General features: G+C 52.8%; 21 protein-coding genes. All 21 read left to right on the forward strand.

Annotated features, from left to right (window positions below; genetic code table 11):
* The first annotated feature begins 1 nt into the window (after window position 1).
* The 21 genes from HMPREF2560_RS06305 (at window position 2) to HMPREF2560_RS06410 (ending at window position 13127) form a co-directional block, all read left to right on the forward strand.
* Window positions 2-682 (forward strand): hypothetical protein, encoded by a 681-nt coding sequence (locus HMPREF2560_RS06305; RefSeq protein ID WP_083325566.1) that lies wholly within the window; start codon window positions 2-4, stop codon window positions 680-682.
* Window positions 683-826: 144 nt separating this feature from the next.
* On the forward strand, window positions 827-1372 hold the full coding sequence (locus HMPREF2560_RS06310; protein ID WP_070873772.1) for an N-acetylmuramoyl-L-alanine amidase: 546 nt from the start codon (window positions 827-829) through the stop codon (window positions 1370-1372).
* Window positions 1369-1572: a hypothetical protein gene (locus HMPREF2560_RS06315; RefSeq protein ID WP_070873773.1), complete on the forward strand. Its 204-nt coding sequence runs from the start codon at window positions 1369-1371 to the stop codon at window positions 1570-1572. Before HMPREF2560_RS06310 ends, HMPREF2560_RS06315 begins: the two co-directional genes overlap by 4 nt.
* A 169-nt stretch (window positions 1573-1741) precedes the next feature.
* Window positions 1742-1978 carry a hypothetical protein gene (locus HMPREF2560_RS06320; RefSeq protein WP_002219316.1) on the forward strand — a complete coding sequence of 79 codons (237 nt, stop codon included), beginning with the start codon at window positions 1742-1744 and terminating at the stop codon, window positions 1976-1978.
* Window positions 1950-2369 (forward strand): hypothetical protein, encoded by a 420-nt coding sequence (locus tag HMPREF2560_RS06325; protein WP_070873774.1) that lies wholly within the window; start codon window positions 1950-1952, stop codon window positions 2367-2369. The genes HMPREF2560_RS06320 and HMPREF2560_RS06325 overlap by 29 nt, the downstream gene beginning before the upstream one ends.
* On the forward strand, window positions 2266-2583 hold the full coding sequence (locus HMPREF2560_RS11510; protein ID WP_210400418.1) for a hypothetical protein: 318 nt from the start codon (window positions 2266-2268) through the stop codon (window positions 2581-2583). The genes HMPREF2560_RS06325 and HMPREF2560_RS11510 overlap by 104 nt, the downstream gene beginning before the upstream one ends.
* Window positions 2580-2909, forward strand: a complete 330-nt coding sequence (locus HMPREF2560_RS06335) for a hypothetical protein (RefSeq protein ID WP_070823971.1) — start codon at window positions 2580-2582, stop codon at window positions 2907-2909. Before HMPREF2560_RS11510 ends, HMPREF2560_RS06335 begins: the two co-directional genes overlap by 4 nt.
* An 11-nt stretch (window positions 2910-2920) precedes the next feature.
* A complete protein-coding gene (locus HMPREF2560_RS06340; RefSeq protein WP_004520458.1) occupies window positions 2921-3187 on the forward strand; it encodes a hypothetical protein in 267 nt (88 codons plus the stop codon).
* Window positions 3184-3381 carry a hypothetical protein gene (locus HMPREF2560_RS06345; protein ID WP_070823970.1) on the forward strand — a complete coding sequence of 66 codons (198 nt, stop codon included), beginning with the start codon at window positions 3184-3186 and terminating at the stop codon, window positions 3379-3381. Before HMPREF2560_RS06340 ends, HMPREF2560_RS06345 begins: the two co-directional genes overlap by 4 nt.
* 1 nt (window position 3382) lies before the next feature.
* On the forward strand, window positions 3383-3889 hold the full coding sequence (locus tag HMPREF2560_RS06350; protein WP_070823969.1) for a DUF1804 family protein: 507 nt from the start codon (window positions 3383-3385) through the stop codon (window positions 3887-3889).
* 5 nt (window positions 3890-3894) lie between these two features.
* Window positions 3895-4140, forward strand: coding sequence for a hypothetical protein (locus HMPREF2560_RS06355; protein WP_070491139.1), 246 nt, complete (start codon window positions 3895-3897; stop codon window positions 4138-4140).
* Window positions 4141-4143: 3 nt separating this feature from the next.
* A complete protein-coding gene (terL, locus tag HMPREF2560_RS06360) occupies window positions 4144-5754 on the forward strand; it encodes a phage terminase large subunit (protein WP_070873775.1) in 1611 nt (536 codons plus the stop codon).
* Between the two features lie 250 nt (window positions 5755-6004).
* Window positions 6005-7450, forward strand: coding sequence for a phage portal protein family protein (locus HMPREF2560_RS06370; RefSeq protein WP_070873776.1), 1446 nt, complete (start codon window positions 6005-6007; stop codon window positions 7448-7450).
* The gene (locus tag HMPREF2560_RS06375; protein WP_070873777.1) at window positions 7437-8732 is read left to right on the forward strand and encodes a phage minor head protein; all 1296 of its coding nucleotides are present in this window, start codon (window positions 7437-7439) and stop codon (window positions 8730-8732) included. Before HMPREF2560_RS06370 ends, HMPREF2560_RS06375 begins: the two co-directional genes overlap by 14 nt.
* 3 nt (window positions 8733-8735) lie before the next feature.
* Window positions 8736-9035, forward strand: coding sequence for a glycine cleavage system H protein (locus HMPREF2560_RS06380; protein ID WP_070873778.1), 300 nt, complete (start codon window positions 8736-8738; stop codon window positions 9033-9035).
* A gap of 437 nt (window positions 9036-9472) precedes the next feature.
* Window positions 9473-10417, forward strand: a complete 945-nt coding sequence (locus HMPREF2560_RS06385) for a hypothetical protein (RefSeq protein ID WP_283132706.1) — start codon at window positions 9473-9475, stop codon at window positions 10415-10417.
* Window positions 10410-10745: a hypothetical protein gene (locus HMPREF2560_RS06390; RefSeq protein WP_063076048.1), complete on the forward strand. Its 336-nt coding sequence runs from the start codon at window positions 10410-10412 to the stop codon at window positions 10743-10745. The genes HMPREF2560_RS06385 and HMPREF2560_RS06390 overlap by 8 nt, the downstream gene beginning before the upstream one ends.
* A gap of 23 nt (window positions 10746-10768) precedes the next feature.
* On the forward strand, window positions 10769-11758 hold the full coding sequence (locus HMPREF2560_RS06395) for a major capsid protein (RefSeq protein ID WP_063076047.1): 990 nt from the start codon (window positions 10769-10771) through the stop codon (window positions 11756-11758).
* Window positions 11759-11815: 57 nt separating this feature from the next.
* Window positions 11816-12226, forward strand: a complete 411-nt coding sequence (locus HMPREF2560_RS06400; protein ID WP_063076046.1) for a phage protein Gp36 family protein — start codon at window positions 11816-11818, stop codon at window positions 12224-12226.
* Window positions 12227-12229: 3 nt separating this feature from the next.
* Window positions 12230-12661 carry a phage virion morphogenesis protein gene (locus tag HMPREF2560_RS06405; RefSeq protein WP_063076045.1) on the forward strand — a complete coding sequence of 144 codons (432 nt, stop codon included), beginning with the start codon at window positions 12230-12232 and terminating at the stop codon, window positions 12659-12661.
* Window position 12662: 1 nt separating this feature from the next.
* Window positions 12663-13127, forward strand: a complete 465-nt coding sequence (locus tag HMPREF2560_RS06410) for a phage tail terminator protein (RefSeq protein ID WP_070873780.1) — start codon at window positions 12663-12665, stop codon at window positions 13125-13127.
* Window positions 13128-13137 lie beyond the last annotated feature (10 nt).

Here is a 13137-nt window from a genome sequence, read left to right on the forward strand (position 1 = left end):
AATGGAATGCCATGCAGATGTATGGCATTTTATTTTGGAGAAAAATATGAAAACGTTTTATTTTGTGCTGCTGGCGTTGGGTTTGGCAGCGTGTGGGCAAGTATCAGAGGAAGTCAAACCGACAGCCCCAGCACAGCAAGAAACTCAGCCTGACCCGAAAGTGAAAATCGTGGAGCGCCTGAAAAACGAAGAATACTTTATAGGGGAGAATAATTTAGACAAAATCCGCCGGCACGGCGAACTGAAAAGCCATGCGGAAAAATTGGTGGCATTGCTTACTCAAGCTGAAAAGGAGAGCCGCGGCATGGTGTTAAACGGTAGCAATTTGGCGGAGGTCAAGACATTTAACGAGGCTTTTATTGCTGTCGCCAAATCAGCCGATGAAACTTTCGGCGGGCCATTTTTGGAAGATAAGGCTGGATTGTATCAGTGTACCAATGCCGCCAATGCTGCATATGACTACTTTACCGCCAGACAAAACCAAAATGCTATGGTTGCCAATTATAAACAAAACTACGACAACGCTATGGCCGCTTGTAAAGAGCAAATTAAACATCCTCCTGAAGCTGAGGCAACTGTCTATGCCCGTAAAGGTATTAATCTGCCTATAAATGATTGTTTAGCCGTGTTGACCGGAGATGAACCATTTGACACATTTACTTGTCCGATGAAAATCAAATAAGGTTGAATCATGCCAAGGCCGTCTGAAATTTCAGGCGGCCTTTTTGTTGCCTACTGACACTGTTTCGACCGCTGCAAAAGCCATGCCGTTTGAAAATGTAAGCCTCTGAAAGTGCATTTTAATCTGATTTTGAGGGAGGCTTTAATGAGCAAAATTATTTGTCTGACTGCCGGACACAGTAACACCGACCCAGGCGCGGTCAACGGCTCCGACCGTGAGGCGGACTTGGCGCAGGATATGCGCAACATCGTGGCATCTATTTTGCGCGATGACTACGGCTTGACCGTTAAAACCGACGGCACGGGCAAAGGCAATATGCCGCTGCGCGAGGCTGTAAAACTGATTCGCGGCTCGGATGTGGCGATTGAGTTCCATACCAATGCGGCCGTCAGCAAAGCAGCTACGGGCATTGAGGCGTTGAGTACCGTCAAAAACAAACGCTGGTGTCAGGTGCTGAGCAAGGCTGTTGCGAAGGCTACCGGCTGGAAACTGCGCGGCGAAGTCGGCTTTAAACCCGACAATGGGGGCCAGCATTCGCGCCTGGCTTATGCACAAGCCGGCGGCATTGTGTTTGAGCCGTTTTTTATCAGCAACGATGCTGATTTAGCCTTGTTTAAGGCTACAAAATGGGGCATCTGCCGCGCGATTGCGGACGCGATTGCGATGGAATTGGGAGCGGCTAAGGTATGAAAAAGTCTTTGATTGCTTTATCTATTGCCTGTTGGGCAAAGTTGAAAAACGGTTTTGGCGTACCACCGTTATCTGAAATCAAAATCACGCCAAGCCCTGTTCGGGTAGGCTATTTGAAACAACATCCGTCTATGCGCCTGGGTAAGTCGGGTGTGGCGGCTGCGAAACGCGCGGCGCGTAAACGCAAGAATTGTCGTTAATCATGGGACAGGTTGAGTTTTACGAAAAGATGATTGAGCTGTGGTCGAGCAAAAGCCGTGAGGCAAGCGAACAGGCGGACTTGCCTGCGTTTGATTTTACGGAGGGAGAACTGGCCAATTATCGGTAAATGCTGAAACGGCACCTGCAAACCAAAAGTGTGGAATAGCAATGCGTATTTTGGATATTTTTAAAAACCCCGCGACAGGCAATGTGTCGCACTCGAAACTGTGGGCAAACGTTGCCTGCGCTGCGGGGACGTTTAAGTTTGTGATGTTGCCCGACCCGTCGGCGGAGATCTGGGCGGTGTATTTGGGCATTGTCGGCGGCTATGCGGTGGCGCGCTCGTTTGTCAGCGTGAAACGTCAGGAGGTCGAGAATGAATCTCGTGAAACTGCTGGCGAATAACTGGCAACCGATTGCCATCATCGCGCTTGTCGGCACGGGCTTGGCTGTGTCGCACCATCAAGGCTATAAGTCGGCGTTCGCGAAGCAGCAGGCGGTCATTGAGAAAATGGAGCGCGACAAGGCGCAAGCCCTGCTGTTGTCGGCTCAAAACTATGCGCGCGAATTGGAACAGTCGCGTGCGGAAGCTAAAAAATATGAAGTCAAGGCGCACGCCGTCGGCATGGCTTTGGCGAAAAAACAGGCGGAAGTCAGCCGTCTGAAAACGGAAAATAAAAAGGAAATCGAAAATGTCCTTACTCAAGACCGTAAAAATGCAAGTGGCGGTTGTATTGACGGCTTTGGCCATCACGGCCTGCAGCTCTACAACCGCGCCCTCGGCTACGGAAATTAAGGTTGTCGAAAAGGCGGTCATGCCGACGCCACCTGCTGCGTTGATGGTCGCTCCGGTACGCCCGAGTCCGCCGAAGGACGGCAAGACGGCCACGCTGTTGGAACACGCCGCCGAGTTTGGCGGCTATGTCTCTGAACTGGAAAACCAAAATCAGGCGTGGCGCGATTGGATCAACAGTCAAGCGGAAGTTGACGGTTCGGAGGGCGCGCGATGACGACTTATCGTGAGTTGGTACAACGCACGGTCGCCTGCCGCCATGCGGATTTAGAGCTGGGATTGAGCCGCGCACGCGAACAAGAGCCGTTTGTCATTCATGTTTCCAATCTGCTGGATAAGGCAGGATTTGAATATACGGTACGGATGAATAAGGATTTTCAGACGACCTTTTGTGTGGAGTTTTCCGCGACCGCTCCTGCTGATGTGATTGGTATTTTGCGGAAATATTACTCAGTCTTTTTTGACGGCCAAAAGGTTGAGGTGGCAAGTCGTCATCCCGAAGGCTATGCAGTGCGTATCGTATTCGGCGACGTGCCGGTTTAAAGGGGTTTTAAATGGACTTTGAATTTGGGTTTAAAACCCTGTGGCCGATTGCAACGGCGGCGTTTTGGTTTTGGGTCAACGGCATTTCAGGCCGTCTGAAAGAGGCGGACAAGCGTATCGACGACCTTAAAGAGGAGCTGCACGCGGTCAAGCTCTCTTATCACACCAAGGCGGACGCTAAGGCAGACAGCACTAATATTGCGGCGGCGTTGGAACGCATCGAAAACAAGTTGGAAAAAGTAAACGAAAAACTGGACAGGAAAGCGGACAAATCATGAGCGACCCGATTTTGGATGCCTTGGCGCGTATTGAAGCCAAGCAGGATGACCTGCTTGCCAATCAGGCGCGCATGGACGAGGAATTGCAGCAAATTAAGAAAGACTGCAAGAAATCTGCTGCGGTTTATGGCGGTCTCGGCGGCGTGATTGTAACGACGGGGTGGGAACTGCTGCGAGCCAAGTTCGGAGGCTGATATGGCACACCCGAAAGAAACCCGCGAAAAGCTGCGCCGACTGTACGTCAGCGACGGCCAGACGCTCGAAATTGCGGCGATGATGTGCGAAATCCCAACAGCTACCGCCCGTAGCTGGAAACGCGCCGCCAAAGAGATCGGCGACGATTGGGACAAAGTGCGCGCAGCCTACACGCTGGCGGGCGGTGGCATCGAAGACTTGAGCCGCTCGCTGTTGGCGGGTTTTTTGGTGCAGTACCAATCGACGATGACGATGTTGCAAGATACGTCGGTTGAAGAGCTGATGCCGTCCGAGCGCGCCAAATTGTTGGCGAGCCTGTCCGACGCGTTTACCAAGACCGTGGCGGCGAACGCTAAAGTAATGCCGGAAACGTCAAAACTGGCGACGGCGATTGAGGTGTTGGAATTGTTTGGCGAAGTAGTCAAAGAGCGATACCCGCAGCACTTGCAGGCTTATGTCGAGCTGGTCGAACCGCTGGGTGTGGAAATTGAAAAGAAATACAGGTAAGCGAAATGCAGAAGGTTGAATACACCCATAAGGGATGGTTTTTATTTTGCCCGATTTGGATTGCGAATTGGGAAAGCGAAGAGCCGGCAGTTGCGCCGCGCTATAAGCTGGAGCCGTTGTTTTGGCTCGCCGACCAGTTTTTTTACTTTATGTCGTCCATGAATGAAATGAAAACAGGAGAGCCGTTGCCCTTTTGTTTCATGGTTAACCCCGAGCCGCTGAAAAAGCCGGTTGTCCACTATTACGAATAAAACATGAAGTCCAAAGAGTTTTTAAAGTCGCTTGCCGAATATGCCGCCCAACTTCGCCAAACCATCGAGGCGGAGGCGGACAGCTTTGATGCATCGCCCGCAGCCATTGCCGAACGTCGGGCGAAGGTATTAGACCCGGTCAACGGTTACGAGTATTTCGTCAATACCTATTTTCCGCATTACGTCAGGTCGTCTGAAAAGTCGGAGCTACATGAATTTCTGTTTTCCCGCCTGCCCGAAATCCTACAACAGCCCGAAGGCATCAACGAGGCGGATGCCGCCCCGCGCGGCGAGGCGAAATCGACGCTGGTTACGCGCTTGTTCTCGCTTTGGACGGTCATCACCGGCGCAAAAAAGTTTATCGTCATCGCGATGGACAGTATCGACCAAGCCTATCCGATGCTGGAAGCCATTAAGGCGGAACTTGAATTTAACCCGCGTTTAAAAACCGACTTCCCCGAGATGTGCGGACAAGGTCGGGTTTGGCAGGCGGGGACGATTGTTACCGCATCCAACGTCAAAATCCAAGTCTTCGGCTCGGGTAAGAAAATGCGCGGCATGGTGCATGGTGCATTCCGCCCCGACCTTGCCATCCTTGACGATATCGAAAACGACGAGATGGTGCGCAACCCCGACCAGCGCGACAAGCTGGAAATGTGGCTTAAACAAACCGTCTTGCCGTTAGGCGCGGTCGGTACCAAGTTTGATGTGATTTATATCGGCACCATCCTGCACTACGACAGCGTGTTGAGCCGTACTTTGAATAACCCGTTTTGGAGTACGCGGAAATTTAAGGCGATGAAACGCTGGCCTGATCGCATGGATTTGTGGGACAGATGGGAGGAGCTTTACCGAAATGACGGCGCGGCGGTAGCCGAAGCGTTTTATCTCGCCAACAAAGACGAGATGGAGCGCGGCGCGCAAACAAGCTGGGCGGCTCGTGGCGTGTTGGCACTGATGAAAATCCGCGCTCGCGACGGTCATGCAACGTTTGACAGCGAATACCAAAACGACCCGGTCAGCGGCGAAGATGCGCCGTTTGCGGAAAACATCAAATACTGGTCGGAGTTGCCCGACGATTTAGTGTACTACGGCGCGCTCGACCCGTCGTTGGGTAAAGCGGGCGCGGGGCGCGACCCGTCGGCGATTTTGGTCGGCGGTTATCAGAAATCGACGGGGCGACTGTTTGTAACCGTTGCCCAAGTCAAAAAACGCCTGCCCGATTTGATTATCGAGGACGTGATCCGCATCCAAAAAGAGGCGCGGGTCAAACCGGTATTGTGGGTGGTGGAGACGGTGCAATTCCAAGAGTTTCTCAAGGACGAGTTGATTAAGCGCGGGGCGCGTTTGGGTGTGCATATTCCGGTGCGCGGTATCAAGCCGTCATCGGACAAGATGTTGCGGATTGAGACCTTACAGCCACATATGGCAAACGGGCTGATTTTGCTCAACCCCGACCAAAAGACGCTGATTAGCCAGTTGCGTCACTTCCCGAAAGCCGACCACGACGATGGCCCCGATGCGTTGCATATGCTGTGGATGGCGGCAACGACGGGCAATGTATCAAACAGAGCGCGGGCGATTGATTTGCCTGTGCCGATGTTGGAGATTTAACAATGTGTGATGGAAAACGTATAACCGCTCGTGAAAAAGAGCTGACAGAGGATGTTGAGTACCTCGAGCGTGGTTTGGATAAAGCGATTGCACATCTGCAAGAGGTTGTCTCCTGCTATAAGGCTGGGCGGCTATTAAATCTACATTTTATTGTCGCTGGAATTGAAGGTTTTTTGGCGGCCCGTGGCGAAGAGTATTGATTTTAAGGTCGTCTGAAAACGGTTTCAGACGACCTTTGGAGTAGAAAATTATGTTCGGATTGATTAAAAGCGCAACGCGAAAAACCGCCATCAAGACATTGACGAGCGCGACCGAAGATGCGTTGGAAAGCCTGTTTTCTAATATGGAAGGCACGGACTCTCTACTATCTCGCCTCGGCGTGGACAGGCAGCAGGCATTGGACGCGGTGGTAAGCGATGACGAGGTGGCTGCCTGTTTGGAGGATTTGCATTCCGCCATGCAGAACAAGGCGTGGCGCATTTATGGCGCGGACTTGAATGACGATGACAAAGACCGTCTGTGGAAAACGCTGAAACGCCATCTGCCCGCACTTGCCGAAATCGTGTTGACGGCGCGTTTGGGCGGCTATGGTGTCGGTCGGTACGTTTATCAGCCCGAACCCGACGGCTTTTTGACGATTAAACACATCAGCAACAAGAGCGGCGAACTGGCGAAATATATCCCCTACCGCGACGGTTCGCTGGTGTATCGCGGCAGCGGAGGCGAAGAAGCCTGCAATACGGACGTGCTGTATCTCTTTATCACCCATCGTGCGACTTCAACCAATCCAGCGGGCGAAATGGCGGCGGCGCGGCTGTATGCACCCGTCGCGTTGCGTAAAAAAGGCTTTGTCTATGCCGCGCAATTTATTACGCGCTACGCCCAGCCTTATCTAATTGCCAAAATCCAAGCCAACAGCAACGACGACCACGACAGCTTCATGAGCCGATTTTACCGCTTTGTTTCCGGCGGCGCGTTGAGTATCGAACGCGAAGACGATGTGATGATGCTGCAAAACAGCGCGGACGGTCAGGCATTCCGCCGATTGGAAAACCTCGCCAATGCGCGCATCCAAAAAACGCTGTTAGGCAAAGTCAAAACCAGCGACCTTGAGACCGCCAGCCGCGCCAGTCAGGAAACCGAAGAAAACAACCGCGACGAGCGCATCGGCGCGTATCTCGCTCTGCTCTCCCGCGCTGCACAGCACTTTATCGACGCGCTTGTGATGGTCAACAATGCCTACGGCAAGCCGATTAATGCGCCCAAAGGCGTATGGTTTGAGTTTGAAGACGAAATCAAGGTTGATAAAACCCGAGCCGAACGCGACAAGATGTATATGGATACGGGGCAGCTCGTGTTGACCGAAACCTACTACCGCGACATCTTGGGCTTTGAGCCGGAACATTTCGAGCTGCGCGACCCGAAAACGTCGTCTGAAAACCCTGCGCCCGCCAAATTCAGCCTGCGCCTGTCTGACGGTCTTGCCCGTAATGCGCCCGATACGGCGGAGCAGGCAATCGCCCGTCCGAAGATGGAAGCGGTGTTGGGTTTGTTGGAAAGCTGCAAAGACTACGCCGAATTTGAGGCGAAACTGTCCAAGCTTGATTTGAGCAAGGGCGACAATCTTTTGATTCAGCGTTTGGTTTCAGACGGCCTTTCGGCTTGGGCGGACGGAGCGGACGATGGACGGGATTGAATACAGCTTCGCCGGCTTGGTCGATAAAGCCGCTTTCGAGCATTTCAAAGCCAAGAAAATCCTGCCCGGGTTTTCGCATTACGACGTTTGGCTGTATCAGCACGGCCTTGCGTTTACCGTCGCCAAGATGATGGACGCGGATATGCTCGCCGAAGTCAAAAATGCCATCGAATCCGCGCAGCAAAACGGCACGGCATTCGCCGATTTTAAAAAGCGTTTAAAACCGTATTTGATGGCGAAAGGCTGGTGGGGCGAGCAAGTGATGACCGACCCGCTGGACGGCGAACCGAAATTGGTACAGCTCGGCAGTACGCGTCGTCTGAAAACCATTTTCAACACCAATATGCAAACCGCCTTTGCGGCGGGGCAATGGCAGCGGATTCAGGCAAATAAAAAAGCCTTGCCGTATTTGCGCTACAACCATTCCGCCGCAGGGCATCCGCGCGACAGCCATAAACGCTACTACGGCTTAGTCCTGCCGGTCGATCACGACATTTGGAAAGTCATCTTCCCGCCCAACGGCTACGGCTGCAAATGCTCGGTTTCCGCCCTGACCCGTCGGCAGGCGGAGCGCGAAGGCATCAGCGGCGAGCCTGATGTGGATATGGTTGAGTTTACCAATCCGCGCACAGGCAAAACGGTATTGATACCCGACGACATCACGCCGAGCTTTGCGCACAACCACGGCGACCGATTGGGCGCGATGGACGCACTGTTTGGCGAGAAAAACGGCGAAGAGGCACTGGCCGCCATGATTGCCGAGCGCGAGGCGTGGCTGGACAAGCGGTATAGCGTGCCGTCTGATAAAGTGGCGGTGTTGGCTTTGTCAGACAAGGTGTCGGAAAAAGAAGTGCGTAGGCTGACAAAAGAGCAGTCTGCCAACAATACCAAAGACCACGAAGCGAGAGCTGCGGCAGCGTGGCAGGCTGAAACGGGCGACAGGCTGGAAGTGTTCGATTTGGCGGTAGAAAAAGGCAAAGGACAAGCCGATTATCTGATTGTTTCAGACGACCTGCCCCGTGAGAAATGGGTAAAACTGGATTTTATGTTTACCGAAAATCCCGAACGTGCGGAATTGATGAACCGTTATTTTGCGCACACCGCCGACGCATGGAAAGGGAAGGTTGACAATATTCAAGAGCATTTCAACAAAGCCGATATTGTCCCGCTTGATTTACGCCATCTGAATGCGGCAAACCGGCATAAATTGTTGCAGTATGTGTTATCATTGCCGAAAGAACAGCGGGATAAAGTCCGCTTATTGGTAAAAATATCGGAGTAAGTCATGCCGTCTGAACTGTATGTCAGTCGCGAGGTAAAAGTATTTTTAGGCGGGAAAACCGCCCCGTCCGAATTGTTGGACTATCTGTACCCGCGTCTTGCCGAAATCGACAAGGAAGCAGCCGAGCAAATGCAGGGCGAGTTTTCGGGCTGCGTATTTTCGATTGCGGATTTGTCCGCTGCGGCATTCGCCCGTGTGCGCGGATGGATACTTGAGGCAGCAGAAAAGTCCGAGTGGATTAAGCCGTACAAGTCCGAATTGAAAGCCGCGCTTGAAGCTGATCCGAGATTTAAACCTGTATAACCCGAAGGTCGTCTGAAACCGTTTCAGACGACCTTTTTTCATAACCGCCCAAATTTCGCGTTTAAGCGCGTTTTATCGGTCAGGATAGGCAAAGATATATCCGAGAGTTTAAATGCAATCTGACGCAGCCCTAAAAGCCCCCTGAAAACGTTTTTTTAAACCGCTGCCGTCTGCATTTTTGGATGTACCTCAAATTTGCGATTTTAGGCGGGTCGGATACCAAAGATAGGCAAACCCCCGACAGAATCTTAAAAATCAATCTGACGCGATTCTAAAGCGGTTTTAAAGTGGGTATTTTCATATTTTACGCATGAGGATTTTCAAAGGCCGTCTGAAACCTGATATTCGGGTTTTAGGCGGCTTTTGCATTTGGATTGGGAAGTGAAATCCTGCCGTCCGTCTTTTTGAACTTGGCAAGGCAAAATGGAGCAATGGATATGAACAACACCCCCCTCAAAATCAAATTGTCCGCCGCGCTGCCGGTTGCCCTGGCGACCGGTGCCGACAAGGTGCGTACTTTTAAAGGCGTTGCCAATTCGGGCAAGCCCTTCGGCTACGGCGGTTATCAGGCAGTCGTCGATTTGGCCCAGCTGTCGCACAAAGCGTCCGTCCCCGTCCTATTGGAGCATTCACCCGTCAAGATGGCGGGCGTGTGCAGCCTGTCGGTAACGGCGGACGGCCTGATTGCGGAAGGTAGTCTGTTGTCCAACGAGTTTGGCACGCAGATCGCCGAAGCAGCCGACCAAGGTTTCCCTTGGGAAATGTCGGTTTACGCGCAGGCGGAATCCTACGAGGAGCTGGCGGCGGGCGCAGTATTGTCCGTTAACGGTAACGAGGTAACCGGGCCGGCCGTCATCCTGCGCCGTTGTGCGATACGCGAAGTATCGTTTACCGCCGTCGGCGTGGACAGCGAGACGGAGGCGGTGGTGTTGTCGGACGGCAGTCCCTTGCCGGATATTTTTAAACAACCTTTGGAGTTATCTATGACACCCGAAGAAAAGAAAGCGTTTGACGACCTGAAAGCGGAAGTCGATACGCTCAAGGCTGAAAAAGCCGAAGCCGAGAAAAAGCTGAAAGAAGCCGAAGCGGCTGCCAAGAAAAACCAAGTCAAGGCGAAATTGTCCGCCGCCGGCTTTAAGGAAGGCGAAGACGGCAAGTTTGAAGGCTTGTCCGACGCTACCATGACCGTGCTTTTGTCTGCCGACATCGAAGCGGCAGAAGCCATGATTGCCGATCTGAAGCCGAAAGCCCCCCAGTCTGCCGTGCCGCACGCACTGTTGAGTGAAGGCGCAGGCAAAGACGAATCCGAACACACCGGCGAGGCGGAGGGCAAGTTCTCCGTAGCCAGCCACAAAGGCTTATTGGGAGGCTCTTATGTCTAAAGCCAAAACCGAAATCCTCGGCCCTGTTATTTCCGACTTTTTGAAATATGAAGCGACGCCGTTAACACGTGTGGCTGTTGCTGCCGATGCCGGTACTAAAGCGGGTAGTTTTGTGACGTATCCGCTACGTAATAAAAAACTTGTTGCTTTAACAGATGAAGCTGACGGGAAAGTTATTGTTCAGCCACTCAATTGCATCATTGAGTGTAAGGATATTTTTACCCAAGCTAAAACTGCATTCCTGTCCGACGCGGTTATGAAAAAAGAAGGTGACGCGTATGGAATTGTTTACGTAAACCTGCCGAAATTCGGTGCATCTGATGCTTAATTATTTGAAATAAGGAAAAAAATATGCCTTTATCTGACAACAGCAAATTTGGCGTGCAGGCTTTGACCACCGCCGTCAACAAAATCGACCCGGGCGCAAGCCAAATCCGCGAACTGGGTATTTTCGAACCCGAATATTTGACCACCACCTACGCCGACATTGAGTTCCAAGACGGCAAAGTCCACTTGGTAGCCAGCAAAGAGCGCGGCACGGCCGGCCAGGCGGTCGAAAGTCCGAAACGCACCGTGCGTACCGTCAAAATCCCACACCTGCCGATTCATGACGTCATCCGTGCCGATGACGTACAAAACCTGCGTTCTTTCGGCACGACCCAAGCCGCGACCGTCATGGACAAGGTCAACGAAAAGCTGGCCGGCGGAAAATCCGACCTTGAATACACCCGTGAGCACCTGATGCTCGGCGCGTTACAAGGCAAGATTTTGGATGCGGACGGCAGCGTGATTTTGGATATCAATACCGATTTCAAAGTGCAGCGCAAAACACAAGACATCGAATTGTCGAAAGACACGACCAAAGTCGGCGCGGTATTGGACAAGCTCTTGTCCGAACAACGCCAAAAATTCAACGGTGCGCAAGTGCGCGGCTGGGTTGTCTATTGCGGCATGGAGTTTTTGAGTGCGCTCAAAGAGCATAAGTCCATCTTCGAAGTGTACAAACGCTACGACGAGGCACGCGCCTACCGCGAAGGCGATACGCTCAATCCGACCGAATTTATCCACAAAGGCATCCGCTTTATCGAATACGCCAACCACTTCGGCAGCGATGCTGACATCGGTGCGGACAAAGCCATTCTGCTGCCGGTCGGCCGTAATCTCTACAAAGAGTATTTCGCGCCGGCCGACATGTCCGCGACCGTCAACACCCGCGCCCTGCCGTATTACGCCAGCCGCGAGAAATTGCAGCATGACAAAGGCTGGAGCCTGCATATGCAGTCCAATCCATTGCCGATTGCGCTGCGCCCCGAGTTGTTGGCAACGCTGACCATGTCTTAAACGGATTTCAGACGGCCTTTAAGGCAACAAAAAGGCCGTCTGAAAACGGAGGACGGCATGATTACCATCCAAGACATGATTACCCGCTTCGGCGAGCAGGAAATGGCAGAACGCTCGAACCATGAAAACTACGAAACGTTAGACGAAGCGGTGATGGCGGCGGCAATTGCCGATGCGGAAGAAGAAGCGGCAAGCTACCTTCGGGCGGCGAAACTGTTTTTTACCAACGACACCGCGCCGCAGGTTTTGAAAATCAAAGTCTGCGACATCGCCCGCTACTACCTCTACGACGATGCGGTAACAGGCATTGTGGAGGAGCGTTATCAGTCGGCAATCGCCTGGCTGAAGATGGTCGTCAAAAATCCGAATATGCTGGACGATAGCCGCGTATCGGATGACCGCAGACCGTCAACGTGTGCCGTTTATGTCAATGCCGAACCCGATTTGCGGGAATGGCTGAAGGAGTAAGCGATGCGGATTACGGTATCACACGACTTATCGCGTATCGCCCAAAGCCTGAACCGCCTGTCGGGTAGGTTGAACGGCAGCCTTGAAGAGCCTTTGCGCGCTATCGGCGGCATCCTCGAATCTTCGACCCGCCGCCGTATCGCCGAAACCAAAACTGCGCCCGACGGCAAACGCTGGGCGGACGTATCCCCCGCTACGGCACAAGCCAAAAACGGACGCGGCGGGATTTTGGTGGACCACGGCAACCTCTTGGCAAGCATTACGCATGAGGCATCGGCAAAAAGCGTGATTACCGGCTCGGTAATGGGCTACTCGGTTTATGTGCAGGAAGGCACGAAAACCATGCCGGCGCGTCCGTTTTTGGGCTTGTCTGCGCAAGATTATCAGGACATTGACGATTTAATGTCCGATTGGTTGGAAGGATTGATTGTCTGATATGGCTTTAAAACAGCATGAAAACTTATTGGCGGTCTATCCCGAAATCCTAGGCCGTCTGAAAACCGTCAAAGGCATTAAGGCGGTCAAGGAGATCGGCGAACTTGCCGAGCTGCTCGCCCAAGGCGCGGCGAAACGCAAAGCCGCCCCGCTGGACGGCGCGGTCTATGTCGTTTACGGCGGCTCGACCTTTGCCGACGAAGCGAAAAACGGCAAATACCTCAAATCGACGCTGCACTTTACCTTCGTCCTCGCACGAAGCTATACCGCCAACGGCAAATCCACGCTGTATGAGGTTGGCGAGACCCTGACGGCAATCCAACGGGTGTTTTCAGGCTGGGATGCGGGCGACGAATATGCCGTTACCCCCTTCCGCCGCATCGCCTCGCCATCCATCGAATACAACGACGGCTTTGCTTTTTACCCCATTTCATTCGCCTGCGACACCGTGCAGGCGGCAAACTAAAGGAGCTGCC

Origin of the sequence: Neisseria sp. HMSC078H04 (assembly GCF_001838135.1) — a bacterium.
Lineage (GTDB): Bacteria > Pseudomonadota > Gammaproteobacteria > Burkholderiales > Neisseriaceae > Neisseria.